Genomic DNA, 23,984 nt, shown 5'->3' on the forward strand with positions numbered 1-23,984 from the left:
GGCTAAGTTTTTACTAAAAATAGCAAAAATATTCCTATTCATAGAAATTGAAAGATTTATTCAACAGTCTTTCTAATATAATACAAGAGAATGATGAAGTTATGAAAAATATAGTTGATGACTTAATTTTTGATAAAGATACTCATCAGATTAATAATTTACCTGAGTTTACATCCATTAAACAAAACACACATCAAATACAAATAGATATAGGCTATACTGGGAAAAAGATAGTAAATGGAATAGGTTATATTTATCTTTCTCCCAAACGAAACAATGATAAAAACATAGTGGCATGGGAATGTACAGCCTATGGATCAGGAATAAGAGAAGACTATCTACCTAATAATTGTGTGATTAAAAAACTTTAGGATTATTTTTACCATCGCAAATATTAAAGATCTTTTATTTTATACCAATATAATCCAACTATAACAAACATCAATACTAAGTATATTGCTATGATATTAGTAATAGTATTAGCATGTAAATAACCCTGAATAAATGCTACCAAGCTTGATATAGACATATTTATCAGATACATCATAGCCGCAGCAGTTCCTGATATATGTCTAAACATTGAAATACCTTTACCCATTGAAAGCGGAAAAACAGATCCACAGACAAAATAAACAGTCATTGTAGCTATAATAAGTAGAATAATACTATCTTGCATAAAGTAGCTAAGTATAAAAAATAATAGTATTAATAAGATAAAAAAATGAGTCATCGCAAAAAATATCTTACTTACAGAATAATGATCAAGTAACCTACGACCAATTATTGGGGCTGGTAAAAAAGAAAATCCTAAAAAGATTGCTAATTTACCAAAATAAGCTGGTGAATAACCCATTACATTTTGGATTAAAAATGGTCCTAAAGTGTTAAAGCTTATAATCATAGAATAGCCCATACCCATCGCTACACATAAACTTATAAACTCTTTATTAGCAAGAACTTCCATAATGTTTCTACGTACTTGTGATATTTTTAACTCTGTTTTCTCTGCTATAGTTTCTGGGATATATATAAAAACAAAAATAGTAATTAATGCTGTAATTATACTAAAAAAGTAAAATCCAGCTTCCCATCCAAAGTATTCTTGTAAAAAACCTCCAATTATAGGACCCACAATCGGACCCAACCCCCAAAGAAAACCAATTGTTGGACCAAGTTTTAAAAGCTTCTCTGGAGGTAATATATCTGAGAAAACACCTCGACTAAGTACTCCCATAGACCCCATTAAAAAGCCTTGTGCGCATCTTACCGTCAACAATACATATTCATTAGGTATTAAAGGAGGTAAGAGACTTACTATAACAAATAATAAACATGAGATTCTTAATAAGGTTCTACGACCAATAGCATCAGTTATTATACCAATTATAAAGTTTCCTAGCGCATAACCAATGAGATATATTGAAATAACCATTTTTGCGACTGATGCATCAATATTTAATGAAGAGCTAATCCCAGGCAATGATGGCGCAAATAGATCAATACTCATCCCCATTAAGATAAAGAATGTTAAGAGTATAGACATTCTTATTTTATTTTGATCAATATTAATAAACATTTTCATAAGAAAATTTTAGTAAGTAGCACATTGTACCAAAAATAACTTTAACTACGCTATTTATATTTAGTAATTTTAAATTTTTTATAGCGCTAAAAAGCATTGTTGATTCTTTTTATATAAAATATACTAACTAAAACTTTAAATTTTTTATTTTCCTTATGAATATAGTTGAATATGCTAAAACTCGCTACACAACAAAAGCTTATGATCCTACAAAGAAATTAACAGATCAACAAATCCAACAAATAAAAGATATTCTTAGATTCACTCCATCAAGTGTAAATTCTCAACCATGGCATTTTATATTAGCTACATCTGAACAAGCAAAAGCTAAAATCGCTAAATCTGCAGAGAACATTCATCCAAAGAATGTAACAAACATTAAAGATTGTGCATTAGTTATTGTACTTTGTCTAAAAACCAAGGTTGATGATACTTATCTAGAGGAGCTTTTAGCTCAGGAAAAAAAAGATGGTCGCTTCCCTACTCCTGAATTTGAGAGTATGCAAAGAGACGTGCGTAAAAAATTTGCATTAGCATATAAGGATAAGCCTAAAGAATTACAAAACTGGACTGAAAAACAAGTTTATATTAGTCTTGGTAACATATTACTTGGCTTAGCTGCTTTAGAGATAGATGCTACTCCAATGGAAGGTATCGAAACACATATAATTGATGATGTATTTAATCTCCAAGATAAAGAGCTTAGAACATCTGTTATTGTTACAGCAGGATACAGATCAAAAGATGATTTCAATGCTAAATTGCCTAAATCAAGGTTACCTGAAGAAAAAATATTTACAGAAATTTAGTTATTAAATCTATTTGGAAATATCTAATGAAAGATAATCTACAAAAAATCATATCCCTTGATGATATGCATAAAGTTTATCATCATAAAGTTCCTAAAATGTTCGTTGACTACTGTGAATCAGGTTCATGGAAACAGCAAACGCTTAAATATAACCAAAAGGATTTTGATAAATATCTTTTTAAACAAAAAGTACTAGCTGATATACAACATAGATCACTAAAAACTAAAATCTTAGGGCAAGAATATAATATGCCTTTAGCATTTGCTCCTGTAGGTTTGCTCGGTATGCAACATGCTAATGGTGAAATTCATGCTGCTTTGGCTGCGGAAAAATTTGGCATACCATTTACTTTATCAACAATGTCTATTTGTTCTACCGAAGAAGTAGCCAAACATACGACAAAACCATTTTGGTTTCAGTTATATATGATGAAAGATAGAAAGTTTATGGCAAACCTAATAGCAAGTGCAAAACATGCTGGCTGTAGCGCATTAGTTCTAACAGCTGATTTACAAATGCTTGGCAATCGCTATGCTGATGTAAGAAATGGCTTAACGGTGCCCCCAAAACCAACCATTAAAAATTTAATCAATCTAAGTACAAAGATCCCATGGTGCTTAAATATCTTAAAAACAACAAATAGAACCTTTGGAAATATTTTAAATCATGCAGAAAATAAAGGTGGTTTTGCATCTTTAGGTAAATGGATAAATGAGCAGTTTGACTTGAGTCTGAATTGGAGTGATGTTGAATGGGTCCAAAAACAATGGAATGGTCCAATGATTATCAAAGGCATCATGAGTACAGAAGATGCTATTATGGCTCAAAATACTGGCGCTGATGCTATTGCTGTATCAAATCATGGAGGCCGTCAGCTTGATGGAGCCCCATCAAGTATCTCTGTTTTAGAAGAAATTATTGATGTAGTTGATTCAAAACTTGAGGTTTTAATTGATAGTGGCATTCGTTCTGGGCAAGATTTACTCAAAGCAAAAGCCCTAGGTGCAACGGCTGGACTAGTTGGTAGGCCTATGGTTTACGGTGTTGGTGCTTATGGTGAAAAAGGAGCTTATAGAGTATTAGAAATTTTCTATGAAGAAATGGATAAAACCATGGCATTTTGTGGACACTCTAATATTAATAATGTCGACAAACACATCCTAATAAAATCATAGATTATTTAATTTTCCTAAGACCTTAAAGCTATTTACATATTTCAAACTCGATATCCAAACTTAATTAAATAGAAAATTATATAAATATTATTTTAATGAAGAGTTGAAAAATTTAATAGATTAAGTAAAGATAAGCTTATATTATATTTAAAATTATATAAATTTCGTAAACAATAAAGATAAAGATCATAGATATCTTACCCCTTATTGTTAGATTTATTGATAAAGTTATTAGAGCCTTTTAAATATGAGTATCTCGCTATCTTTTAGAGATAATTCCCTAAGCTTAGATAAGCTTAAATTACCCTCGCGCTATTATCATTTTAATGAAGAACAAAACTATATTAAGCTTTTAAATATCGGTGAAGGAATTTTTCCAGCAGATAGAATTTCAACAAAAATAAACTTATCAAACTCCGATATAATTATTACTACTGAATCCGCAACAAAAGTATATCCATCAACAAATAAATTTGGGATAAGTAACATAAAGATAAACCTAGCTAACTCAAACATAGAATTTATAAATGATGAGTTGATTCTTTATAAAGAGTCTAAATTTTTACAATTATTAAAACTAACAATAGATGAATCATCCACTTTCTTCTATGGAGATATCTTTAGTCACGGAAGAAGCTTTGAAAGCTTTGATTTTAATACAATAGCTATAAAAAACCATTTTTACATAAATGAAGAAATAGAGTATTTAGAAAAATATATAAGATCTGGAAACCAGCTAAAAGCTTATATAAAAAGACATAACTCTAAAAACTCTATCTTTGCAAAAATATATTTACGCTTAAAAAATAATGAAACATTTTTAGAGACTCTAAACTCACAAAACTTAGATAGTTTTGCTTTAACTATGAATAAAAAAATGATTCTTGGTGTTTTAAATGATAAAAACATGGACTCATTAAAAACTAAAGTTTTAAAAGTTTGGGAACTTTATAGAAAAGAGTTAGACAAAGGTAAGTTTAACTTGGGAAAACAGTAACTAAAATTATTACTAATGTTAAGGAAAAGTCATGTTTTTAACAAATCGTGAACAAGAAAAACTAATGATCTATACCGCAAGTAAACTAGCCCTAGAAAGAAAGCAGAGAGGTTTAAAACTAAATTATCCTGAAGCTATAGCTATTATTAGTAGTTTTATAATAGAAGGTGCTAGAGAAGGAAAAAGCGTTGCTGAATTAATGGTAGCAGCTACAAAAGTACTCTCTGCTGATGATGTCATCGATGGTGTAGCTAATATGATCGAAATGGTACAAACAGAGGCAACTTTTAATGATGGTACAAAGCTTGTTACAGTGCATAATCCTATTCAAACTAGAAATAAAGGTATAATTGCTGGAGAGTACATTATTGATGATGGGGAAATTGAGCTAAATTCCCAGAAGCAAAAGTTAAAGATAGATGTCAAAAATAATGGCGATCGTCCGATTCAAGTAGGATCTCACTATCATTTCTTTGAAACAAACTCTGCTCTAAGTTTTGATAGAGCATCTGCTTATGGAATGCGCTTAAATATTTTAAGTGGAACATCGGTAAGATTTGAACCAGGTTCTATTAAGAAAGTTGAGCTAGTAGCATATGCTGGTAAAAGATATATTAGTGGATTTAATGGTCTTGTTGAGGGGTATCTTGATGATGAAAAAGTAAAAGAAAGAGCTTTCATCAATTTAGAAATTTTTTTAAAGGAGTATAGATGATGGCTTTTATCAGTAAGAAAAAATATGCTTCTATCTATGGCCCTACTACTGGTGACAGATTTAGACTTGCTGACACTCAACTTATAGCAGAAATTGAGAAAGATTTTTCAATCTATGGCGAGGAGAGTAAGTTTGGTGGTGGTAAAACTATTCGAGATGGAATGAGCCAAAGTCCAACAGCTGGAAATGAAGTAGCTGATTTAATTATCACAAACGCTATAATCATAGATTATACAGGCATTTATAAGGCTGATATAGGAATCAAAAATGGAAAAATATCGGCTATTGGCAAAAGTGGCAATCCAAATAACTGTGATGGTATCACAAATGGACTAGAGATAGGCGCTAATACAGAGATTCTCTCAGCAGAAGGCAAGATAATAACAGCTGGAGGAATTGATTCTCATATACACTTTATTTCTCCTGGACAAATAGACGAAGCTCTTCATAGCGGCATAACGACAATGATAGGTGGTGGTACAGGCCCAAATACTGGGACAAATGCAACCACTTGTACCCCTGGAGAATTCAATATACAAAAAATGATCGAATCAGTAAATAATTTTCCTTTGAACTTTGGTTTCATGGGTAAAGGAAATTCTAGTAATTATGAAGCTTTAGCATCACAAATAAAAGCAGGTGCAATGGGACTTAAACTTCATGAGGACTGGGGAAGCACACCCAAAGCTATAGATACCTGCTTAAAAGTGGCAGATGATTATGATGTCCAAGTGGCTATTCATACTGATACGTTAAATGAATCTGGTTTTGTAGAAAATACCATAAATGCATTCAAAGGAAGAACTATTCATACTTTTCATAGTGAAGGCGCTGGAGGTGGTCATGCTCCAGATATCATAAAAGTAACAGGTATTGAAACTGTTTTACCATCTAGTACAAACCCAACCTTACCATATACCAAAAATACAATAGAAGAACATCTTGATATGCTTATGGTTTGTCATCATTTAAGCCCTAAAATTCCTGAAGATGTAAGTTTTGCTGAATCCAGAATTAGAGGCAAAACAATCGCCGCTGAAGATGTATTACATGATATAGGTGCTATTTCTATAACAAGTTCTGACTCACAAGCTATGGGCAGAGTTGGTGAAACTATTACTAGAACTTGGCAAGTTGCACATTCGATGAAAGTACAAAGAGGTGCTCTAGATTTAGATAATCAACGAAATGATAACGAAAGAATAAAAAGATATATAGCAAAATATACTATAAATCCAGCTATTGCATGTGGAATAGATGAATATGTCGGCAGTGTAGAAGTTGGAAAAATGGCAGATTTAGTACTCTGGAATAGAGCATTTTTTGGGGTTAAACCAGAAATCATTATAAAAGGAGGATTTATCGCTAGTGCTATGCTAGGTGACTCAAATGCTTCTATCCCTACTCCAGAACCAAATATATATAGACCTATGTTTGGTAGCTTTGGAAATACACCTGCTAAAACAAGTGCCATATTTGTAGCAAAAGCATCAAATAAAGAAGCTTTAAATACTGAAAAAGAAATTTTAGAAGTTAAAAATACAAGAAAAATAACTAAACACGATATGAAACTGAATAATTTTGTAGGGGATGTCTCTGTTGACCCAGAAACTTATGATGTAAAAGTAAATGGCGATCTTATAACAGCTGATTATATGCAAGAATTACCAATGGCTAGAAAATATTTTTTATTTTAAGGATACGCTCGTGATAAAAAAAGTTAGAGAAATAAGAAGAAATCTAGAGCCAAATGATAGTGTTGAATTAAGCTGGTTTGATATGCAAAAGCCAAATTTAACTGCCACAACTCAAAATGGTGTAGATTTTATTATCAAAATAAATTTCACACACCTACATGATGATGATATTTTAGTTTGTGAAGATGGTTACAATATTATAGTAAGAAGACTAAAAGATGATATCTATAAGATAAACTTTAGTAATCCCTTATCATTTGCAAAAATTGCTTATGAAATTGGCAATAGACATCAACCAATTTGTATAGAAGAATATAACATAAAAGTCTTAGATGATATTTCTCTTGATGATATTATCCAAGCTTGTAAAAATGATCAAACAATACAAATAGTTAAAACCAAAGAATATTTTAGACCAAATGGAAAAGCACATCACTCTCACTAATACAAAAGCTATAAGTCGTTTCCTTCAACTACTTGATGGAAGCTTTCCTAATGGTGCATTTGTTCATTCGTTTGGTCTAGAGCCACATATAATATTAGAAAAAGTATCAGATAGATTAGAATTAAAAACATTTTTAGAAAATTTAATTATAGATCAATACTGTAACTTTGATTTCGTATTTATAAGAAATATTTATAAATACTTTACAAAAAATCAACTAAATTTAATAATTAGAGAAGATAATTTTTTCAGTGCAAGATTACCTTATGAATATGCGAAAGCTTCACAAGATATTGGTGAAAATTACCTTAAACAAATAAATTTTTCAATAACTTCATCAATAGTTAAAAAATACTTTGATAGTGTGGCTAATAAACATTCTAAAGGCAATGAACTTTGCATACTCTCAGCTTATGCTTATGAAATAGGACTTGGAGTAGATACTTTATTACTTTTTTGGGCTAAGAAAAATATTATAAACATTGCTATGACAAGCCTAAAAATTTCCAAGATAACGCCTTCTCAAATACAACAAGCTCTTTTTGAACTTGATGACATATTAATAGACCATATAAATAACACCTCAAAAGAAATAGGTATTTTTAACCCCTTATTTGAAGAGATAATTCATCAACACCATAAATTAGAACCAAAATTATTCACAACCTAGATTATGCTACTAAAGCCTCTATCCATGCATACAATCCATCTATACTATTATTTTTTTTAGAAAGAAAAAGATATGGCTTATTTTTCCTATTTTCTTTCACATCTTTTTCCATAGACTCAATATTAACATCGACATAAGGCGCAAGATCAGTTTTATTTACAATAAGTAGATCACTAAACAAAAGTCCTGCACCCTTTTTCCTAGGAATATCGGCTCCTTGAGCAACATCAATAACATAAAGATAATAATCAACCAATTCATATGAAAATGTAGCACTGAGATTATCTCCGCCACTTTCAACAAAAATAATATCTGGACTAAATTCTTGTTCTAGTATCTGTATAGCTTTTGCATTAGCAGAAATATCATCTCTAATTGCAGTATGTGGACACCCTCCCGTTTCTACACCAATTATTCGTCCATCCTCTATATCTAAATGCGACTTTAGATAATTAGCATCTTCTTTTGTATAAATATCATTAGTAACTATACCTAAAGAATATTTATCTTTTAAAATATTAGTAAGTTGTTCTATTATCGATGTTTTACCACTACCAACTGGGCCTGCTACACCTATTTTTACACTCATCAAAACTCCCTAAACTCTAACCTGCCCATTTCCTCTAATAATATACTTTAGAGTTGTTAGCTCATTGATACCCATTGGTCCTCTAGCATGAAGCTTCTGCGTACTAATACCAATCTCACCACCAAAACCATATTCAGAACCATCTGTAAATCTAGTTGAAGCATTAGCATATACTGCTGCGGCATCTACTTCATTTAGGAAGATCTCTGTATTTGTATAATTTTCAGTGACTATACACTCTGAATGCATACTACCATGAGTATTAATATGCTCTATAGCTTCATTAATATTTGCTACTGTTTTAATAGAAAGTACTAGATCTAAATATTCTGTATCCCAATCTTCTGTAGTGGCTAGTGTAGCATTTTCTAGATATTTTAAACTCTCAGTATCAGCTCTTAATTCAACGTTGTATTTAGCAAGCTCAATTTCTAACTTTGGTAAAAATTTCTCTGCTATATTTTGATGAACCAAAAGAGTCTCTAAAGCATTACAAACTCCAGGGCGCTGGGTTTTTGCATTTATAACTATCTTTATAGCTTTATCTAAATCTGCAAACTCATCAATATACGTGTGACAAATTCCCGCACCTGTCTCTATCATTGGAATAGTAGCCTGCTGTTGGATAACTTTTTTAAGACTTTTGCCACCTCTTGGAATTATCACATCAATATATTTATCGAGTGTTACTAACTCTGTTACACGCTCTCTAGCAACATCCTCAACTAACTGTACTATATTTTTTGATAACCCATGCCTTTCACATACCTCTTGGAAAATATTTTTCAAAGCAATATTTGTATACAAAGCATCAGAACCACCTCTAAGGATAATCGCATTACCTGATTTAAGAGCTAATGCTCCAGCATCTATAGTGACATTTGGACGTGATTCAAAAATCATCGCAATAACGCCTAATGGCACTCTAACCTGCGAGATTGTCATCCCTTTCGGGTGCTTAAAACCTTTTTCAATCTTACCAATAGGATCTGTAAAATCAGCAATTTGTCTAACCCCTTGAGCCATAGATTCTATTCGAGCAGAAGTCAGTGTTAATCTATCAACAAATGCTTTTGATAAATTATTTTTTTTAGCATTATCTAGATCTTTTTGATTCTGTTGCAAAATATACTCGGCATTGTCTAACAATGATTTTTCTAACTGATGTAACACATTATTTTTAAGCTCTGTATTTACTTTAGCTAAGTCTTTTGCAGCTTGCTTAGCATTTTTACCCATTTCTACGATAGATAAGTTCATCTAACACTCCTTTAAAAACATATTATCAACATGGACAACTTCATTGTAATCACAATGCCCTAAAATATTAGCAATATCATAACTTTTATGTCCTTTGATTTTTGCTAAATCCTGTGATGAATAATTAACCAATCCAGTAGCTATTTCTTGAGTATCTTCACTACAAACAACAACCGTAGCGCCCTTTTGAAAATCTCCATTTATTGAAAGAACACCACAAGGTAAAAGACTTTTCTTTTGTTTCAATGCCAAGACTGCTCCTTGATCAATCACAATTTCCCCACGCTTATGACTACTGTATGTTATCCAATGTTTTTTAGCTGTAATTTCTTTTTTGTTATTTTTTGCAAATAATGTTCCTATATCTTCGCCTGAGACTATATCCAAAAGAATTTTAGGATCTTCTCCATTAGCAATAATCATATTAACTCCACCTGCTACAGCAATCTCAGCCGCTTTAATCTTAGTAGCCATACCACCAGTACCAAATTTAGAGCCAACATCACCAGCCATTGCTCGAATATCATCTGAAATTTCTGGGATAATGTTTAAAAGCTTTGCTGAACTATCTATACGTGGATTTGCAGTATATAAACCATCAATATCTGAAAGTAGAATTAATAAATCAGCATCTATTAAGTTTGCAACTAATGCTGATAATGTATCATTATCACCAACTTTTATTTCATCAATTACTACTGCATCATTTTCATTAACAATAGGAATAACTCCTTTTGCTAATAAAGCTGAAAAAGCATTTCGCGCATTTAAGTATCTTTCTCTATTAGCAACATCATCTTTTGTCAGAAGCAACTGAGCAATATTCTTACCATATTCAGAGAAAAGCTTTTGATATAAATGAGTTAAAGCTACTTGCCCCACTGCTGCTACAGCTTGCTTCTCGGGTAGCGTTTTTGGTTTTTGTTGCAATCCAAGCTTACCCATACCCGCACCAACAGCTCCTGATGTTACAAGTATTACTTCATAGCCTTGATTATGAAGGTCTGATAACTGTCTAACTAGCTTTTCTATTCGATAAATATTTAGTAGACCTGTTTGATGAGTTAGAGTACTAGTCCCAACTTTTACAACTATTCTCTTAACCGCATTTAGTAGCTCTTTTCTTTGCATATTTTTTGATAATTCATTAGCAATTTGAAACAAGTTTATACTAGCTTATGAGTTTATTTAATCATTTAAATATGTATTTGAAAAAATTATGATTTAAAGTCTAAAATAATACCTAAAATATCTATATTTGCCACTCACCACTTTTGTATTTCGCAATAACCTCTAATACAGCTGGTGCAACGAACTCAGTATCATCAAAGTCAAACCATTTGATTGCTGAGATCTCAGCGCAAGGTTTGATTTCTTGATTAATCTCAGCTGTAAAACACTCTAAAGAAACTATTGTGGTTCTATCATGATTATCTGTAGTTATATTACCCAAATAGCGCATATCATCTGTTGTTAACTCTAGACTTAACTCTTCTTTTAGCTCACGTACAATAGTTTGGATAGGTGTTTCATCTTGCTCTATTTTACCACCTGCTTGATACCAAATAGTATTATCTCTAGTTCTAGTCAAAAGAATCTTATTATCTTTGATAGCGACAAAAGCTGCTGCATAAATCATTAATTTACTTCCCTAACCATTTAAATGATTTTTTAAGAAAGTCTACAGCATTTATTTCAATATTTTTACCATGAGCAACGATTATTCTCTCAGGTTGCCAAGCTAGCATTCTAGCAAAACATTCTCGGGCCTGCTTCTTACCAAAAAAGAATGACATTCTCCAATCTATAGGAGTTTTACCGTTTGGAGCAACTATACCTGATAACTTAGCTATCAAGCCTTTAAACCCTGTAAAGTAATTCTCATCAAAATTTTCTATAAGATCTGTAAGAATTAGTGTTTTAGAAGGTTTATGAAAAAACACAACCTCTTGCATTACTCTACTACCGTTAAATATTAGCTGGTCAATTTCATCTTGCCACTCAGATTCTGGAGAATCTTTTAAATCAGTAGTAAAATCAATATCTTTTCTTTTATCTCTAAGCCCAGGTGATGCATATATCTTAGCATCAGGGAAAATCTTTGCCCAATCTTGCAAAAACAAATGGTGAATTTTATTTGGTGATATTAAAAATTTTACATTACCAAGCTCAGATACTTGCGAGATTAACTCAGAATCAGCCTTAATTGGTGAATGAATAAATAAATCATTATTAGCAAGACGTATTACCGTCATTCTTGTAGTATATGCAAGAGTATAAAAAGGAACAGCCTCACCATCACAAATCCAAAGATTATCAGATAATTGCTTTAACATATTTTATCCTTACACCAAAGTTAAAAACTCTAGAATACAATAACCAAGAAAATGTTGAATAAAAAATAAAACTATAACTGTTAATATCATTGGAGCAATCAAAAGCTTCTTATTTTCATCAAATACTGCAAAAATAATCGCAAAGATAATAGATAAAACCCCTGATACTTTTATTGCGCCATAAACTGATGTCCAGACAAATCCATTTATTTTTAAGATGTTGTAAACCTCTTTAGATGATGTCAAATATACAGTTATATAACCTATTAATAAACCTGCCACAAACCAGAATATAGCCATAAATAAGTTCTTTAAAATATAATCAAGTAATATATACACCTTTTTCATAGCTAAAGTTATCTCCTAAAAATTAAAATATCATATAAATGCGTTTTTTAGATTAAACTAGAAAGTAGATTGTTTCAATATAAAAATATAGATCATTATTCATTTTACGCTCATAATAATTAAGATTAAAAATGTATTTAAGAAAAAATACAATCCTTATATAATGAAATTTAAGGCTAAATGATTAACCTAAGATTAAAAGTAATATTAAGGAGATCCTTATTGAAAAAAAATTTAAATAATTTTAGCAAATGGCTACATCCAATATTCGCTGCTAACTCTATGCTTTTCTTACTTACTATTATCGACAAAGAGAAGCTTGTCGCATCTTCAACACTTTTAATTTTCTGTGTATATTGCTACTCCATTTCACTAATATTAAATTCAGTTTGGTCTTTTATATATTATATTTCGGATTCAAATAATGACATAAACAAAAGTCTTCGGTCAAATCGTATCTCTAAAGGACTAGATAATCTTAGCTTCTGGTCATTCATTTTTGCAACTATTAGTTTTGTGGCATATATTGTATTAAGAACTACTAATAATTAACCCTGAATGCACAAATAAGACAAAATAATACTTTTAAAAACTAGATCTAAACCAAAGCTTCTTTCTTCTCAAGTGTTTTAGCATAGAGCTCTTGATACCTAGCAAGCTTTTCTTTCTCCACAGCAACTACAGCTTCTGGAGCATTTGAGACAAATCTTTCATTTGAAAGTTTCTTCTGTACTCTATCAACTTCGCCTTTTAGCTTATCAAGTTCTTTATCTAGTCTAGCTTTTTCAGCTTCTATATCAACTAAACCTTCCAATGGAATATTTAACTCAAGTCCTTCAACAATTTGCGATAAAGATGTCGGTGGATTATCATTAAACTCAATATTATTTATTCTAGCTAACGCTTTTATAAACCCTTCTGTTTGAGCAAGATATTCTTTGTCTGTATCTGCAACATCTTTAACAATTAGAGAGATTTCTAAAGATGGTTTGATACCTACTTCACTACGCATATTACGTAGAGTTGTAACAACATTTTGTAGCCATACAATAGCTTTTTCAGCTTCTGGAGCTTCTAAATCTTGAGTATCTACAGGATAGCTAACATCCATAATTGTCTCTTTAGCATTATCAAGATGAGTTTTTAACTGCTGATAAATACTCTCTGTAATAAATGGAACTAATGGGTGTGCTAAAGCAAGGATATTCTCTAGAACTTTAGTAAGTGTATATTTAACACCATTTTTTTGTTTCTCAGATAGTGAGTCATCTTTTAAGGCAACTTTAGCAAACTCAACATACCAGTCACAATAGTTATTCCATACAAGGTCATAAATAGTATTTGCCACCATATCAAAACGATAATTAGCAAGTTGTCTATGGATATCCGCTACAGCGTTATTTAAAACACTCCAAATCCACTTATCTGCAACACCTAGCTCATAATTATCACAAACCTTATATTCATCTAAATTCATCATTACAAATCTTGAAGCATTCCAAAGCTTGTTACAGAAATTACGATATCCTTCTACCCTAGCAGTATCAAAACTAATATCGCGAGATGTAGAAGCTAATGCAGCATAAGTAAATCTCACAGCATCTGAGCCATAAGCACTAATACCCTCTGGGAATTCTTTCTTCGTAGCTTTTTCAATCTTAGCTTTCATCTGTGGTTGCATTAGGCCAGTAGTTCTTTTCTTCAGAAGTTCTTCTAGTGAAATACCATCTATCAAATCTACTGGATCTAAAACGTTACCTTTAGATTTTGACATTTTCTGACCTTCGCTATCGCGAATAAGTCCTGTGATATAGATATCTCTAAATGGCACATCATTCATAAAATACATACCAAACATCATCATTCTAGCAACCCAGAAGAAGATAATATCAAAGCCTGTTACAAGTACGCTAGTTGGGTAGTATTTTTCTAACTCAGGAGTCTTCTCAGGCCAACCTAAAGTACTAAATGGCCATAATGCAGATGAAAACCATGTATCAAATACATCTTCATCTTGTTTGATAGCAACATCATCAGCTAGGTTATATTTTGTTCTAACATCTGTTTCATCTTCACCAACATAAGCATTACCTGCTTCATCATACCAAGCAGGAATTCTATGACCCCACCATAATTGACGTGACACACACCAATCTTGAATATCTCTCATCCAAGAAAAATATGTATTTTTCCAGTTATCAGGTACAAATCTAACAGTACCATTTTCTACAGCTTCTATTGCTGGCTTTGCAAGTACATCAGCTTTGACAAACCATTGCTTAGTTAAATATGGCTCTAAAACCTCTCCTGTTCTATCACCTGTTGGTACTTTAAGAGCATGTGGCTCTATCTTATCTAAAAGACCTAGTGCATCCATATCAGCAACTATTTGCTTACGTGCTTCAAATCTATCTAAACCTTGATATTTTGGCGGAACATTAGAATTTAATGCTGCATCATCAGTTAAAACATTTAGCATAGGTAAATCATGTCTTTTACCCATTTCATAGTCGTTAAAATCATGAGCAGGAGTAATCTTTACACAACCTGTACCAAAATCTTTCTCAACATAATCATCAGCAATAATAGGTATCTGTCTATCTGTAAGTGGTAGATTTATCATCTTACCAACTAAATGAGTATATCTTTCATCTTCTGGATGAACCGCAACAGCCATATCACCAAGCATTGTCTCAGGACGAGTCGTTGCTATTATGATCTTCTCATTACTATCAGCTACAGGATATATGAAATGCCATAAAGAACCTTGCTTATCTACTTGGGCAACTTCAAGATCTGAAACTGCTGTTTTTAATTTAGGATCCCAGTTTACTAATCTCTCACCACGATATGCTAAACCATCTTCGTATAGTTTAATAAAACATTTTTTAACTGCATCAGATAAGCCATCATCCATTGTAAATCTCTCACGATTCCAATCTGGAGATGCGCCAATTCTACGCATTTGAGATGTGATAGTTCCTCCTGATAGCTCTTTCCATTCCCAAACTTTACTTACAAAATTCTCACGACCTAAATCATGTCTTGAGATACCTTGAGCATTAAGCTGTCTTTCAACTACCATTTGCGTAGCAATACCTGCATGATCCGTACCTGGTTGCCAAAGTGTATCTTTACCATTCATACGATTATAACGAGTAAGAATATCCATCAAAGTCATTTGGAAACCATGACCCATATGTAATGTGCCTGTCACATTAGGTGGTGGTAGCATTATTGCATAAGTATCTTTTGAATCAGTATTACCACAAGCAAACTTGCCTGAAGCTTCCCAATTTTGATAGTTAGATTGTTCTATTTCTTTTGGATTATAATTTTTATTCATTTCTTGAGTCATTTATAAAGCCTAAATATATAAGTTTATAGAAAAAATTTAATGCTGATAATTTTAACAATATTGACCCTAAAAATATATATATATGAAAACCGCAAATTAAATATTCTTTTTAACTTTATCTATTTATATAAAATATTTCCTAGAAAAACAGCAGATTCTTTGTCAAACTCGTAAATAGATGTTTGTTCTATAACTCAAAAAAATGATTACAAAAAACCTTATCCAGATAATCAATTCTGCTGCAGATAAAGCAGGTATGATTCTCAATAAACACTATCGTAATTTAGATACTGTAATATCAAAAGATGATAATTCCTTAGTAACACTAGCTGATCAACAAGCTGAAAGAGTTATAAGAGAAACAATATTAGAAAACTTTCCTCAACATGGAATAACAGGCGAAGAAGAAAGTACCATAAACCCTAATTCAGATTACATGTGGGTAATAGATCCTATTGATGGGACAGATAGCTATGTATTAGGCAGACCCTTGTTTTGTGTCTTAATAGGGTTATTCTATAAAGGAAAACCTATACTTAGTCTTGTTGATCAACCATTTACTAGAGAAAGATGGATAGGATATGATAATAAATCGATATACAACAACGACACTGTGATAAAAACTAGTAATAAGCAAACTATACAAGATAGTAAAATCATATTATCTTCTCCCTACCTTTTTGAAAATAAAACTAGCTTTGTAAAAAATATTAGAAAACTAGCAAAAATAGTTGCATGGGAAGCTGAAGCATATGCTTTTGGTTTGCTTGCTATGGGGTGTATAGATGTAGTAATAAAACCTATGTTAGACACTTACGACTATCTTCCTGTTATTAAATTAATACAAAATGCTGGTGGCGCAATAGCTGCAGCAAATGGTAATGATCTTACTATGGATTATACTGGCGATATAATAGCTGCTGCAAGTAAAGAACTTTTAGATAATATAATCAATATCTATAACTACGAGGAAACTTTATAATGAACGAAAGGCAATTAGCAAAATTTAAAATTATTTTGACCTTTGTTAGTCTTAGCATACTAACATGTGGTTTACCTACTTTCGTGATGCAGGCCGTCACATACTATAAGATATCCCATAGTGCGGCAGGCTCATTAGAAAGTTATCAAAACTTAACTCGAATAGCTCTATCTTTTGTCATGTTTGCCGTACTTATGAAAGTTGGCTATCGAAAATCTTTGATGGTCAATTATGCTGTTCTTTTAGCCTTTTGCTTTTTCATACCGTTTGTAAACTCTATCTGGATGATACGTGGTTATCTGGTGTTAATAGGTATCTCTAATGTAGTTCTAAAAGTAGTTGCATATAGTTCCGTAGGGCTCGTCACAGATACTAAAGAAGAACATGCCAGTTTTATAAATCTCATGGAGGGAATATATACATTTGGAAGCTTTGGAGGCATGTGGATGTTCTCATATTTCTTAGAAAAAAATCCAGCTCTTTGGACATATGCTTTCTGGGTTATTTGTGCTTTATGCTTCATTTTATTACTATTTTGGACATTTACACCATTTGACGAAAGTAATATTCAAGAACAAGAGAAAAAGCCTATTCTTACACAGTTTAAAGAAGTATTGACCTTACCTCTAGTAACGTTAATAATCTTTCTAATCCTATTTGCTTGCTATGAATCTCTAGAGCAAGGTGTTGGCTCATGGTTGGCTGCTTTTTATAATCAAATATTAGATATTCCAAAATCAATAAGTGTTCAACTGGCAAGTTTATTTACTCTAGGATTAGGTCTAGGTAGATTAATTGGTGCAGTACTTACAAGATATATCTCTTGGTACAAATACTTTTTTATAAACTTTATTATATCTTTAATACTTATCGCGGTAACATTAAGCAACATTGTTCCTAATGCTGGGGTAGATGCTTCCAATATTTTCAATGCTCCTTTAATTGCATATGGTTTACCTTTACTTGGTATTCTTATTGGACCAGTATATCCGACTCTTGTATCTCTTATGATTACTAGTCTTCCTAAAGGGAAACATGCTATGATGATAAGCTTAGTGATGATAGCTGGCGCTATTTTTGATAGTGGCTCTTCAAAAATATTAGGAATGTTATTTGGTTCGATAGGTGGTGTTACTGCTTTTGCAATAGTGACTGGATTTACAATATGCGTACTTATAATACTAATACTACCTTTTGCAAAACTAACTCATAGTGACAAGGAAAATGAAGCAATATAACTTCTACTAAAATTTTCAGATTAAATTTTTATAGTCTTCTTATTATTCTCAAAATAAATATTAATAGTTACAGATTCTTCAGCCTCAATGTCTAATTTAGGGAAACCATCTTCTTCTATAATTGAACTATCACAAGATAATTTAAGAGTATTATTCTTACCAAAAGGATAGTTAGCTACTCCAAACGTCTCATCTTTTAGGTTTATATGCCAATGAATTTCATTACTAGGTACGTCTGGCTGAATACCAAAAACATTTTCAATAAGTACATTTATAGCCGAAAGACCTGTCCATCCAACAAAATTTGGTTTTGCCGGTTTTGCTGGGACAATTTTCTCAGGTGCATAATTCTCCCATAGAGTTCCTGTATCTTCAAAAACCTTCACAACATTAGTGTTATGATTTAAAGCAATATCAAAAGCTAAACCATGTTCATTGTACTTTTCCAAACCTTTTAACAGCATATAGTTAGTTGGCGCCCATACACCGCCCTGCCAATATCTACCAAGATCATTATATTTATCATCATCATAAGATAATGATGGAACCATATGAGCTCTCTTAAAGTATTTATCATCATTTAAGTACTGACACATATCTTTAACTCTGCTTTCAGGATATATCTCTGCTTCAAGCCCCCAAAAAGCTCCTATAGATTTAGCCGTATTTAAGCTACCATCTTTTAGTTTATCGTAATAAAATTTAGTTTTTGGATCATACATTTGCTCATTCACAAATTTCTCTAAAGCTTCAGTTTCATCAATTATATCCTCGATCTCTTGCCATCTTTCAATTACCTCACCTATAGCCATCAAGATCTTACCCGAGAGGATTTGCTGTAAATTAGTATCTAACCAACTCATATGCCCATGGCTAAAGTTTTGATTATATCCTGCCTCTAAACGTGGCTGATTATCCATACCAGTACCCCAACCACTTGAGAAGTAACTACCATCTTTCCATGTACGATACTCTTTAAGCCATTTATGATATGCTACCAAAACAGGAAATATCTTCTCTAAACGAGAAATATCAGAAGTATGTTGGAAATATATCCACTCAGCCCATGGAAACAAATTTGGTCCTGTACTTACAAGGTCATACCTATGAAATAAATCTTGACCAGTTTTAGCACTTATCTCTCTACAAATAAAACCATCAGGATGTTGCTTTGCATAAAAATTGTCTAATGTTAATTGAAAATCAAATGCTCTACGCCCATAGATACCAAACATCATCATAAATGATGTATCCCACATAAAAATATTGCCATTATATGCAGTATCAATAAAGTTCTTAATAAAACCGTTTTCAGAAGTGGGTTGCTTTAAATTACTAAATGCTATTTTCCATGCTTTCCAATAACAATCAATATGAGACTCATGACCTTGCCAATGAACTTGTGGCAACTTATCTTTAATATCCTCAAACTTAGGCAAAGCAACATTTTCAGGCTTCTGCTTGATAAATTCATTTTCACTTACCAATGGATTTAGAATATAGGTTTTTTTATACATATTGATCTACTATAAGTTATACTAACTAAGTGAATTATATCTAAAATAAAAACTGTTCTACAGCTTCAATAGCAAACTAAGACAAAGATCTATCAACTCCTCTTTTCTTCCAAACTATAATCCCTATCACTGATGTCAGCATATATACAAGTTGCATTAGCGATAGATAATAATTCTGTACCATAAAAAACATCACTGTCTCTAGTGCATTCAATGTAATCAAAAAAAGCCAGCAATAAATACTTCTAACAGCCATGAGAAATGTCGCTATAAGTCCCATAGAGGCAACAACCGTATCTAATAATGGTAGAGGATTATTTGTAAATTGAATTTGTATAGCAGCTACAATAAAAACCACTATCAAATAAGGTAACAAATGCCATTTCTTAAAAAAATAAATAGATGTTTCCCAATTTAAAAAACCTAAAAAGCATACAATAGCCGCCAAAGCTCTAATAATGGCATTAGCATATAATCCATCAGAAAATATAAAAGCTGATAAACTTGCAAAGAGAAAAGTCCCTAATAATAGATTTATTCTCCATCCAATAACTTGTGTAAACTGTGTTATATAGCCTAATATAGATATTGCTAATTCCATTGATTCTTTTACTCTTTTACTGTTTTAATTTCTAGATTAAAATTTTTGTAATACATATATTTTTTACGTGATGCTAATAATGCTTGTTCTTGCTGATATACAAACTCTTTAAGTTCTTTAACTTTAATCCTTTGAGGATCTACTGCCACATCCATAATATTTATTAAAATATCAAAACCCGAAGTAATAAATAAATTATCTGTTATAAGAATTGGAATATTTTTAAATTGATTATAATCTCTAGCATTTATAGCACAATGATGGGGAATAAAAGACTCTTTACCTGGTTGCCATAACATCTCATCTAACTCTTTTGCAATTTCCGCAGGGGCTAAAATTGCAAATGTATTATCTTTATGATTCTCTAAAACATAATTGACTATAGTACTTATAAGGACTTCTTGCTTAGATGTTTGTAGAACTTGAAATTCAACTTTCATAAAAATATCTTTTATTTATTTGCTTAACTTTAACAGAATAATTTCTAATAAATTGTCTAACTAATTAAGCTACCATATTTGATTAATAAGTTTAGCATAAATAAATTGAAGCTTAACTATTGATGATACTTAAAAGCAGATTTTAACTTCGTTATAAAGTCAGACCCTAAAACAAAGAAACTTGCTATAAATATTACATCCCCACTAAATAGGATCAGAATCATATTTAACTCGCCCACTTGCCTAATCTTATCAAAAATAAGAATCATCTCAGTAACTACTGTAGGATATATTAAGCTTGCAAAAAACATAATTATTCCAAGTAAGTACCTTTTATAACTAATAGGTTTTTGTTGTGAGAAAGCAGATTTAAATATTTTCTTTATCCCTGCTTTTATAGTATCAACAATAGTTTTACCAAGCAGCATTACAGATAAAACAAACATCCCTTCCGCACTTACTAGTAAAACAGATGAAACCGCTAAATAACTAGCGGCAGATAAGCCTAAAAAAGGCATTATGCAAAAAACTATTATATATGGTACAAATGACAAGCAGAAAAGTATGATACCTAAATAATATTTCCAGTCTTTTTTTGTTTGCATAGTATTTTTATCCTTGGGCTTTTATCGATTCCTGTATAGCTTTTACTAATGCTTGCGTAGCATCAGAAGTACTCATACTAGGAGTATCACTTTTATTGACTACCTGACTTGGCGCATATGGGACATGAATAAATCCACCTATTTTCTTAGGATATTTTTCATCTAACAATTGCAGTAGATGATACATCACATGATTACATACAAATGTCCCAGCTGTGTTAGATATATAAACAGGAACTCCTTGTTTTTTCACCGAATTCTCTATTTGATATATAGGCAATTTAGTAAAATATGCGTTTTTACCATCTTCCGATATCTTTTTATCTTTTGGTTGATTATTATCATTATCTGGAATTCTAGCATCATCAACATTTATAGCGACTCTTTCAAGAGAAATCCCAGTTCTTCCTCCAGCTTCTCCTACATTTATAATAATATCAGGATTATATTGTTTTATTAAACTATCTAATTTTTCAGTTGAGCGATTAAATGACACTGGTAATTGCTTTTTAATAACCATTGCACCATCAATAATATCTGGTAAATTTTTAACTGCTTGCCAAGATGGATTTACTTTTTCACCGCCAAAAGGTGTAAAACCTGTGATCAAAACTGTTTTTGCCTCAACTGTAACTATAACCATTAAAAATGCCAATATACTAAAAAATATTTTTTTCATATTTATCACTCATATAATTCTTTTATTAAATTACCAGATTTATTTTTTTTGCTTTTTTTGACTTTCTTAATTAACTCTAGCAGCTCTTTGTAGTGGTTAAAATCTCTTTTTGCATATATTGCACCATTTAGATCTTTTAGAACTTGCTCTAGCTCTGGGAAAATTCTTGCAACTTCTAATAATGAAAATATATGTTTATCAGACTTTGTATTAGCCCAACTAATAATAGCTTTTTGTAGCTCAATATTATCTTTACTTAAACATGCTTTTTTAATTTCTTTTAGACCCACTGTTTTTTCTAATGGATCAGAGTCAATGGACTCACCTGTAATTTTAGATGCTTTTTTTGAATATCTACTTTTTATTAATAACATTAAAGTTAATACCCATAATACTATAAAGCCTATAGCTATATTTCTCCAAAGAGGGTCTTCTACAGTTTTTTCTATAATTTGTGGAGATGAATTATTGTTTGCTACAAGGTTATTTGGCATATTGCCTTTTTGAACATCAAAAGTTTTAGCTTGTAAACTGGCTATTTTTGATTTATGAGTATCGACATCATACCATTTGATATTAACAGCAGGAATTGTAGATTTACCTTGCTTAATAGGCATATAGCCAATCTTATAAGTTGCTACACCTGTCAAATGCCCTGCTTTTTCTATATCTTGTAGCTCAGGCTTTTCTGGATATACATTAAACTCATCAGATGATTTAAATTCTAAATTAGGGATATCACTACTTAATACACCTTCAGCTTTTACTTGAACAGTTCTAGTTAAAAGCTGTCCTTCTTTTACTCCTTTATCTTGTGACCAATTATCGCTAATTTTTACATTTGACGCAGGGAACCAATCACTAATACTTATATCATTTGGGACAGGCTTAACATTTAAAGTCTTTGGTTTAGTCGAGAAATATTTTCTTCTACTACCAAGCTGCCCAAAAGCATTAGGAATAGTAGCATCTAAGACGATTGCTGGAATTTTTACTTCTCCCGTACTATTTGGAATTATTAAGAAGCTCTCTTCAACAACATCATATAATTTACCATTTATACTTTTTTGATATGTTTTACGATGATTTGTTGTTTTAATATCTGATTTTTTTATATCAAAAGGTTTTGGTTGTAGGCTTAATATTGGTCTTGAAGTATATATTCTTAAGGTATATAAAACAGGTACATTTACATATGTTTGGTTTGTGTCTAATGTTCCTATAGCGAAAAGATCCTGATATTTACTTTGCTCTTCGTTTGATAGTTCTTTATCTACTTCTATTTTAATTGGCTTAGTCTCTTGACTACCAACTTTTATCGCAGGTATTACCAAATTACCTGTCTTATTTGGCATCAATGTAACTATCATCTCAAACTGTGAGTTTCTCTTACCATTGATGACTGTTGTCTTACTACTAGTACTTGTATTGTAGACCGTGAAATCCTTATTCAAAACATCTAAACTTGGCTGAGTATCAAAACTATCCAGATGCAAAACTAATTCAAATGTTTCACCCTTTTCAATATGGTCTCTACTAACAGTAGCAGATACATTAGCGTAGCTAATACTTACAACCATTATTGATAATGTAAAAATATTTATTAATTTAAATAGTTTAGCTTTCACGTTTTTCTCCTATCATTCTTTGGTAGTCACGTGCAAATTTATGTCTAAGAAGTCCACCCGGATCATCATCAATCATTGATAAAAGTTTATTTGCTTCCTTTTTATCAAGCTCTTTCTGACGTTGATCTATATTATTTTGTTTAGCACTTTGCTTATCTTGCTTATCTTGCTTATCTTGCTTATCTTGCTTATCTTGCTTATCTTGCTTATCTTGCTTATCTTGCTTATCTTTATTATCTTTATTATCTTTATTATCTTTATTATCTTTATTATCTTTATTATCTTTATTATCTTTATTATCTTTATTATC

At 31.5% G+C, this 23,984-nt stretch carries 25 protein-coding genes and 1 pseudogene; 11 read left to right on the top strand and 15 right to left on the bottom strand.

Annotation, left to right across the window (positions count from 1 at the left end):
• The first annotated feature begins 47 nt into the window (after positions 1-47).
• Positions 48-371, top strand: a complete 324-nt coding sequence (locus tag R8535_RS07740; RefSeq protein WP_329498114.1) for a hypothetical protein — start codon at positions 48-50, stop codon at positions 369-371.
• Positions 372-394: 23 nt separating this feature from the next.
• Here the strand turns inward: R8535_RS07740 and R8535_RS07745 are convergent, their stop codons facing one another.
• On the bottom strand, positions 395-1,582 hold the full coding sequence (locus tag R8535_RS07745) for an MFS transporter (RefSeq protein WP_329498112.1): 1,188 nt from the start codon (positions 1,580-1,582) through the stop codon (positions 395-397).
• 155 nt (positions 1,583-1,737) lie between these two features.
• Between R8535_RS07745 and nfsB the strand changes: the two genes are divergently transcribed.
• The 7 genes from nfsB (at position 1,738) to R8535_RS07780 (ending at position 8,093) form a co-directional block, all read left to right on the top strand.
• Complete coding sequence (gene nfsB, locus R8535_RS07750) at positions 1,738-2,391, top strand: oxygen-insensitive NAD(P)H nitroreductase (RefSeq protein WP_329498110.1); 654 nt, start codon at positions 1,738-1,740, stop codon at positions 2,389-2,391.
• 26 nt (positions 2,392-2,417) lie between these two features.
• Positions 2,418-3,569: an alpha-hydroxy acid oxidase gene (locus R8535_RS07755; RefSeq protein WP_329498109.1), complete on the top strand. Its 1,152-nt coding sequence runs from the start codon at positions 2,418-2,420 to the stop codon at positions 3,567-3,569.
• Positions 3,570-3,816: 247 nt separating this feature from the next.
• On the top strand, positions 3,817-4,566 hold the full coding sequence (locus R8535_RS07760; RefSeq protein ID WP_329498108.1) for an urease accessory protein UreD: 750 nt from the start codon (positions 3,817-3,819) through the stop codon (positions 4,564-4,566).
• 31 nt (positions 4,567-4,597) lie between these two features.
• On the top strand, positions 4,598-5,281 hold the full coding sequence (locus R8535_RS07765; RefSeq protein WP_329498106.1) for an urease subunit gamma: 684 nt from the start codon (positions 4,598-4,600) through the stop codon (positions 5,279-5,281).
• Positions 5,281-6,978: an urease subunit alpha gene (gene ureC / locus R8535_RS07770; RefSeq protein ID WP_329498116.1), complete on the top strand. Its 1,698-nt coding sequence runs from the start codon at positions 5,281-5,283 to the stop codon at positions 6,976-6,978. The genes R8535_RS07765 and ureC overlap by 1 nt, the downstream gene beginning before the upstream one ends.
• A 10-nt stretch (positions 6,979-6,988) precedes the next feature.
• Positions 6,989-7,423, top strand: a complete 435-nt coding sequence (locus tag R8535_RS07775) for an urease accessory protein UreE (protein ID WP_329498104.1) — start codon at positions 6,989-6,991, stop codon at positions 7,421-7,423.
• Complete coding sequence (locus R8535_RS07780) at positions 7,398-8,093, top strand: urease accessory protein UreF (protein WP_329498102.1); 696 nt, start codon at positions 7,398-7,400, stop codon at positions 8,091-8,093. Before R8535_RS07775 ends, R8535_RS07780 begins: the two co-directional genes overlap by 26 nt.
• Before the next feature lies 1 nt (position 8,094).
• On the opposite strand, the gene ureG is transcribed toward R8535_RS07780, so the two are convergent.
• The 6 genes from ureG to R8535_RS07810 all read right to left on the bottom strand — a co-directional run bounded on the left by ureG (position 8,095) and on the right by R8535_RS07810 (position 12,626).
• Positions 8,095-8,682 (bottom strand): urease accessory protein UreG, encoded by a 588-nt coding sequence (gene ureG, locus R8535_RS07785; RefSeq protein WP_329498101.1) that lies wholly within the window; start codon positions 8,680-8,682, stop codon positions 8,095-8,097.
• 9 nt (positions 8,683-8,691) lie between these two features.
• Positions 8,692-9,942 carry a glutamate-5-semialdehyde dehydrogenase gene (locus R8535_RS07790; RefSeq protein WP_329498100.1) on the bottom strand — a complete coding sequence of 417 codons (1,251 nt, stop codon included), beginning with the start codon at positions 9,940-9,942 and terminating at the stop codon, positions 8,692-8,694.
• Positions 9,943-11,073, bottom strand: a complete 1,131-nt coding sequence (gene proB, locus R8535_RS07795) for a glutamate 5-kinase (protein ID WP_329498099.1) — start codon at positions 11,071-11,073, stop codon at positions 9,943-9,945.
• A gap of 121 nt (positions 11,074-11,194) precedes the next feature.
• Positions 11,195-11,581, bottom strand: coding sequence for an NUDIX hydrolase (locus R8535_RS07800; protein ID WP_329498097.1), 387 nt, complete (start codon positions 11,579-11,581; stop codon positions 11,195-11,197).
• Positions 11,582-11,585: 4 nt separating this feature from the next.
• Positions 11,586-12,278 (bottom strand): DUF4336 domain-containing protein, encoded by a 693-nt coding sequence (locus R8535_RS07805; RefSeq protein WP_329498095.1) that lies wholly within the window; start codon positions 12,276-12,278, stop codon positions 11,586-11,588.
• Between the two features lie 9 nt (positions 12,279-12,287).
• Positions 12,288-12,626, bottom strand: a complete 339-nt coding sequence (locus R8535_RS07810; RefSeq protein WP_329498093.1) for a hypothetical protein — start codon at positions 12,624-12,626, stop codon at positions 12,288-12,290.
• Positions 12,627-12,848: 222 nt separating this feature from the next.
• Here R8535_RS07810 and R8535_RS07815 point away from each other — a divergent pair, with 222 nt between their 5' ends.
• Complete coding sequence (locus tag R8535_RS07815) at positions 12,849-13,178, top strand: hypothetical protein (protein WP_329498092.1); 330 nt, start codon at positions 12,849-12,851, stop codon at positions 13,176-13,178.
• Between the two features lie 46 nt (positions 13,179-13,224).
• Here R8535_RS07815 and R8535_RS07820 read toward each other — a convergent pair whose 3' ends face one another.
• Positions 13,225-15,984 (bottom strand): valine--tRNA ligase, encoded by a 2,760-nt coding sequence (locus R8535_RS07820; protein ID WP_329498089.1) that lies wholly within the window; start codon positions 15,982-15,984, stop codon positions 13,225-13,227.
• A gap of 202 nt (positions 15,985-16,186) precedes the next feature.
• Between R8535_RS07820 and R8535_RS07825 the strand changes: the two genes are divergently transcribed.
• Both R8535_RS07825 and R8535_RS07830 read left to right on the top strand, forming a co-directional pair.
• A complete protein-coding gene (locus tag R8535_RS07825) occupies positions 16,187-16,966 on the top strand; it encodes an inositol monophosphatase family protein (RefSeq protein ID WP_329498087.1) in 780 nt (259 codons plus the stop codon).
• Complete coding sequence (locus R8535_RS07830) at positions 16,966-18,204, top strand: MFS transporter (protein WP_329498085.1); 1,239 nt, start codon at positions 16,966-16,968, stop codon at positions 18,202-18,204. The genes R8535_RS07825 and R8535_RS07830 overlap by 1 nt, the downstream gene beginning before the upstream one ends.
• A gap of 20 nt (positions 18,205-18,224) precedes the next feature.
• On the opposite strand, the gene R8535_RS07835 is transcribed toward R8535_RS07830, so the two are convergent.
• From R8535_RS07835 to R8535_RS07865, 7 genes and pseudogenes are all read right to left on the bottom strand, one after another.
• Positions 18,225-19,721, bottom strand: a complete 1,497-nt coding sequence (locus R8535_RS07835; protein WP_329498083.1) for an MGH1-like glycoside hydrolase domain-containing protein — start codon at positions 19,719-19,721, stop codon at positions 18,225-18,227.
• 76 nt (positions 19,722-19,797) lie between these two features.
• Entirely contained in the window at positions 19,798-20,322 is a 525-nt protein-coding gene (locus R8535_RS07840; RefSeq protein WP_329498081.1) for a nicotinamide mononucleotide transporter family protein, read from the bottom strand.
• 8 nt (positions 20,323-20,330) lie between these two features.
• The gene (locus R8535_RS07845) at positions 20,331-20,762 is read right to left on the bottom strand and encodes a DNA polymerase III subunit chi (RefSeq protein WP_329498079.1); all 432 of its coding nucleotides are present in this window, start codon (positions 20,760-20,762) and stop codon (positions 20,331-20,333) included.
• Positions 20,763-20,878: 116 nt separating this feature from the next.
• Positions 20,879-21,367, bottom strand: a complete 489-nt coding sequence (locus tag R8535_RS07850) for a transporter suffix domain-containing protein (RefSeq protein ID WP_329498076.1) — start codon at positions 21,365-21,367, stop codon at positions 20,879-20,881.
• A 7-nt stretch (positions 21,368-21,374) separates the two neighbouring features.
• Positions 21,375-22,046 carry a pyroglutamyl-peptidase I gene (gene pcp / locus R8535_RS07855; protein ID WP_329498074.1) on the bottom strand — a complete coding sequence of 224 codons (672 nt, stop codon included), beginning with the start codon at positions 22,044-22,046 and terminating at the stop codon, positions 21,375-21,377.
• A 5-nt stretch (positions 22,047-22,051) separates the two neighbouring features.
• Positions 22,052-23,674, bottom strand: coding sequence for a BatD family protein (locus R8535_RS07860; protein WP_329498072.1), 1,623 nt, complete (start codon positions 23,672-23,674; stop codon positions 22,052-22,054).
• A pseudogene (locus tag R8535_RS07865) lies at positions 23,664-23,984 on the bottom strand (tetratricopeptide repeat protein); the annotation flags it as partial. The gene R8535_RS07860 and the pseudogene R8535_RS07865, both read right to left, overlap by 11 nt.

It is taken from the genome of Francisella sp. 19S2-4 (assembly GCF_036281795.1).
In the GTDB taxonomy this organism is placed as follows: domain Bacteria; phylum Pseudomonadota; class Gammaproteobacteria; order Francisellales; family Francisellaceae; genus Francisella.

Coding starts and splice junctions, on each gene's coding strand:
- R8535_RS07745 (WP_329498112.1), bottom strand. CDS start 1,582: ATGAAAATGTTTATTAATATTGATCAAAATAAAATAAGAATGTCTATA.
- nfsB (WP_329498110.1), top strand. CDS start 1,738: ATGAATATAGTTGAATATGCTAAAACTCGCTACACAACAAAAGCTTAT.
- R8535_RS07755 (WP_329498109.1), top strand. CDS start 2,418: ATGAAAGATAATCTACAAAAAATCATATCCCTTGATGATATGCATAAA.
- R8535_RS07760 (WP_329498108.1), top strand. CDS start 3,817: ATGAGTATCTCGCTATCTTTTAGAGATAATTCCCTAAGCTTAGATAAG.
- R8535_RS07765 (WP_329498106.1), top strand. CDS start 4,598: ATGTTTTTAACAAATCGTGAACAAGAAAAACTAATGATCTATACCGCA.
- ureC (WP_329498116.1), top strand. CDS start 5,281: ATGGCTTTTATCAGTAAGAAAAAATATGCTTCTATCTATGGCCCTACT.
- R8535_RS07780 (WP_329498102.1), top strand. CDS start 7,398: ATGGAAAAGCACATCACTCTCACTAATACAAAAGCTATAAGTCGTTTC.
- ureG (WP_329498101.1), bottom strand. CDS start 8,682: ATGAGTGTAAAAATAGGTGTAGCAGGCCCAGTTGGTAGTGGTAAAACA.
- R8535_RS07790 (WP_329498100.1), bottom strand. CDS start 9,942: ATGAACTTATCTATCGTAGAAATGGGTAAAAATGCTAAGCAAGCTGCA.
- proB (WP_329498099.1), bottom strand. CDS start 11,073: ATGCAAAGAAAAGAGCTACTAAATGCGGTTAAGAGAATAGTTGTAAAA.
- R8535_RS07800 (WP_329498097.1), bottom strand. CDS start 11,581: ATGATTTATGCAGCAGCTTTTGTCGCTATCAAAGATAATAAGATTCTT.
- R8535_RS07805 (WP_329498095.1), bottom strand. CDS start 12,278: ATGTTAAAGCAATTATCTGATAATCTTTGGATTTGTGATGGTGAGGCT.
- R8535_RS07810 (WP_329498093.1), bottom strand. CDS start 12,626: ATGAAAAAGGTGTATATATTACTTGATTATATTTTAAAGAACTTATTT.
- R8535_RS07820 (WP_329498089.1), bottom strand. CDS start 15,984: ATGACTCAAGAAATGAATAAAAATTATAATCCAAAAGAAATAGAACAA.
- R8535_RS07825 (WP_329498087.1), top strand. CDS start 16,187: ATGATTACAAAAAACCTTATCCAGATAATCAATTCTGCTGCAGATAAA.
- R8535_RS07830 (WP_329498085.1), top strand. CDS start 16,966: ATGAACGAAAGGCAATTAGCAAAATTTAAAATTATTTTGACCTTTGTT.
- R8535_RS07835 (WP_329498083.1), bottom strand. CDS start 19,721: ATGTATAAAAAAACCTATATTCTAAATCCATTGGTAAGTGAAAATGAA.
- R8535_RS07840 (WP_329498081.1), bottom strand. CDS start 20,322: ATGGAATTAGCAATATCTATATTAGGCTATATAACACAGTTTACACAA.
- R8535_RS07845 (WP_329498079.1), bottom strand. CDS start 20,762: ATGAAAGTTGAATTTCAAGTTCTACAAACATCTAAGCAAGAAGTCCTT.
- R8535_RS07850 (WP_329498076.1), bottom strand. CDS start 21,367: ATGCAAACAAAAAAAGACTGGAAATATTATTTAGGTATCATACTTTTC.
- pcp (WP_329498074.1), bottom strand. CDS start 22,046: ATGAAAAAAATATTTTTTAGTATATTGGCATTTTTAATGGTTATAGTT.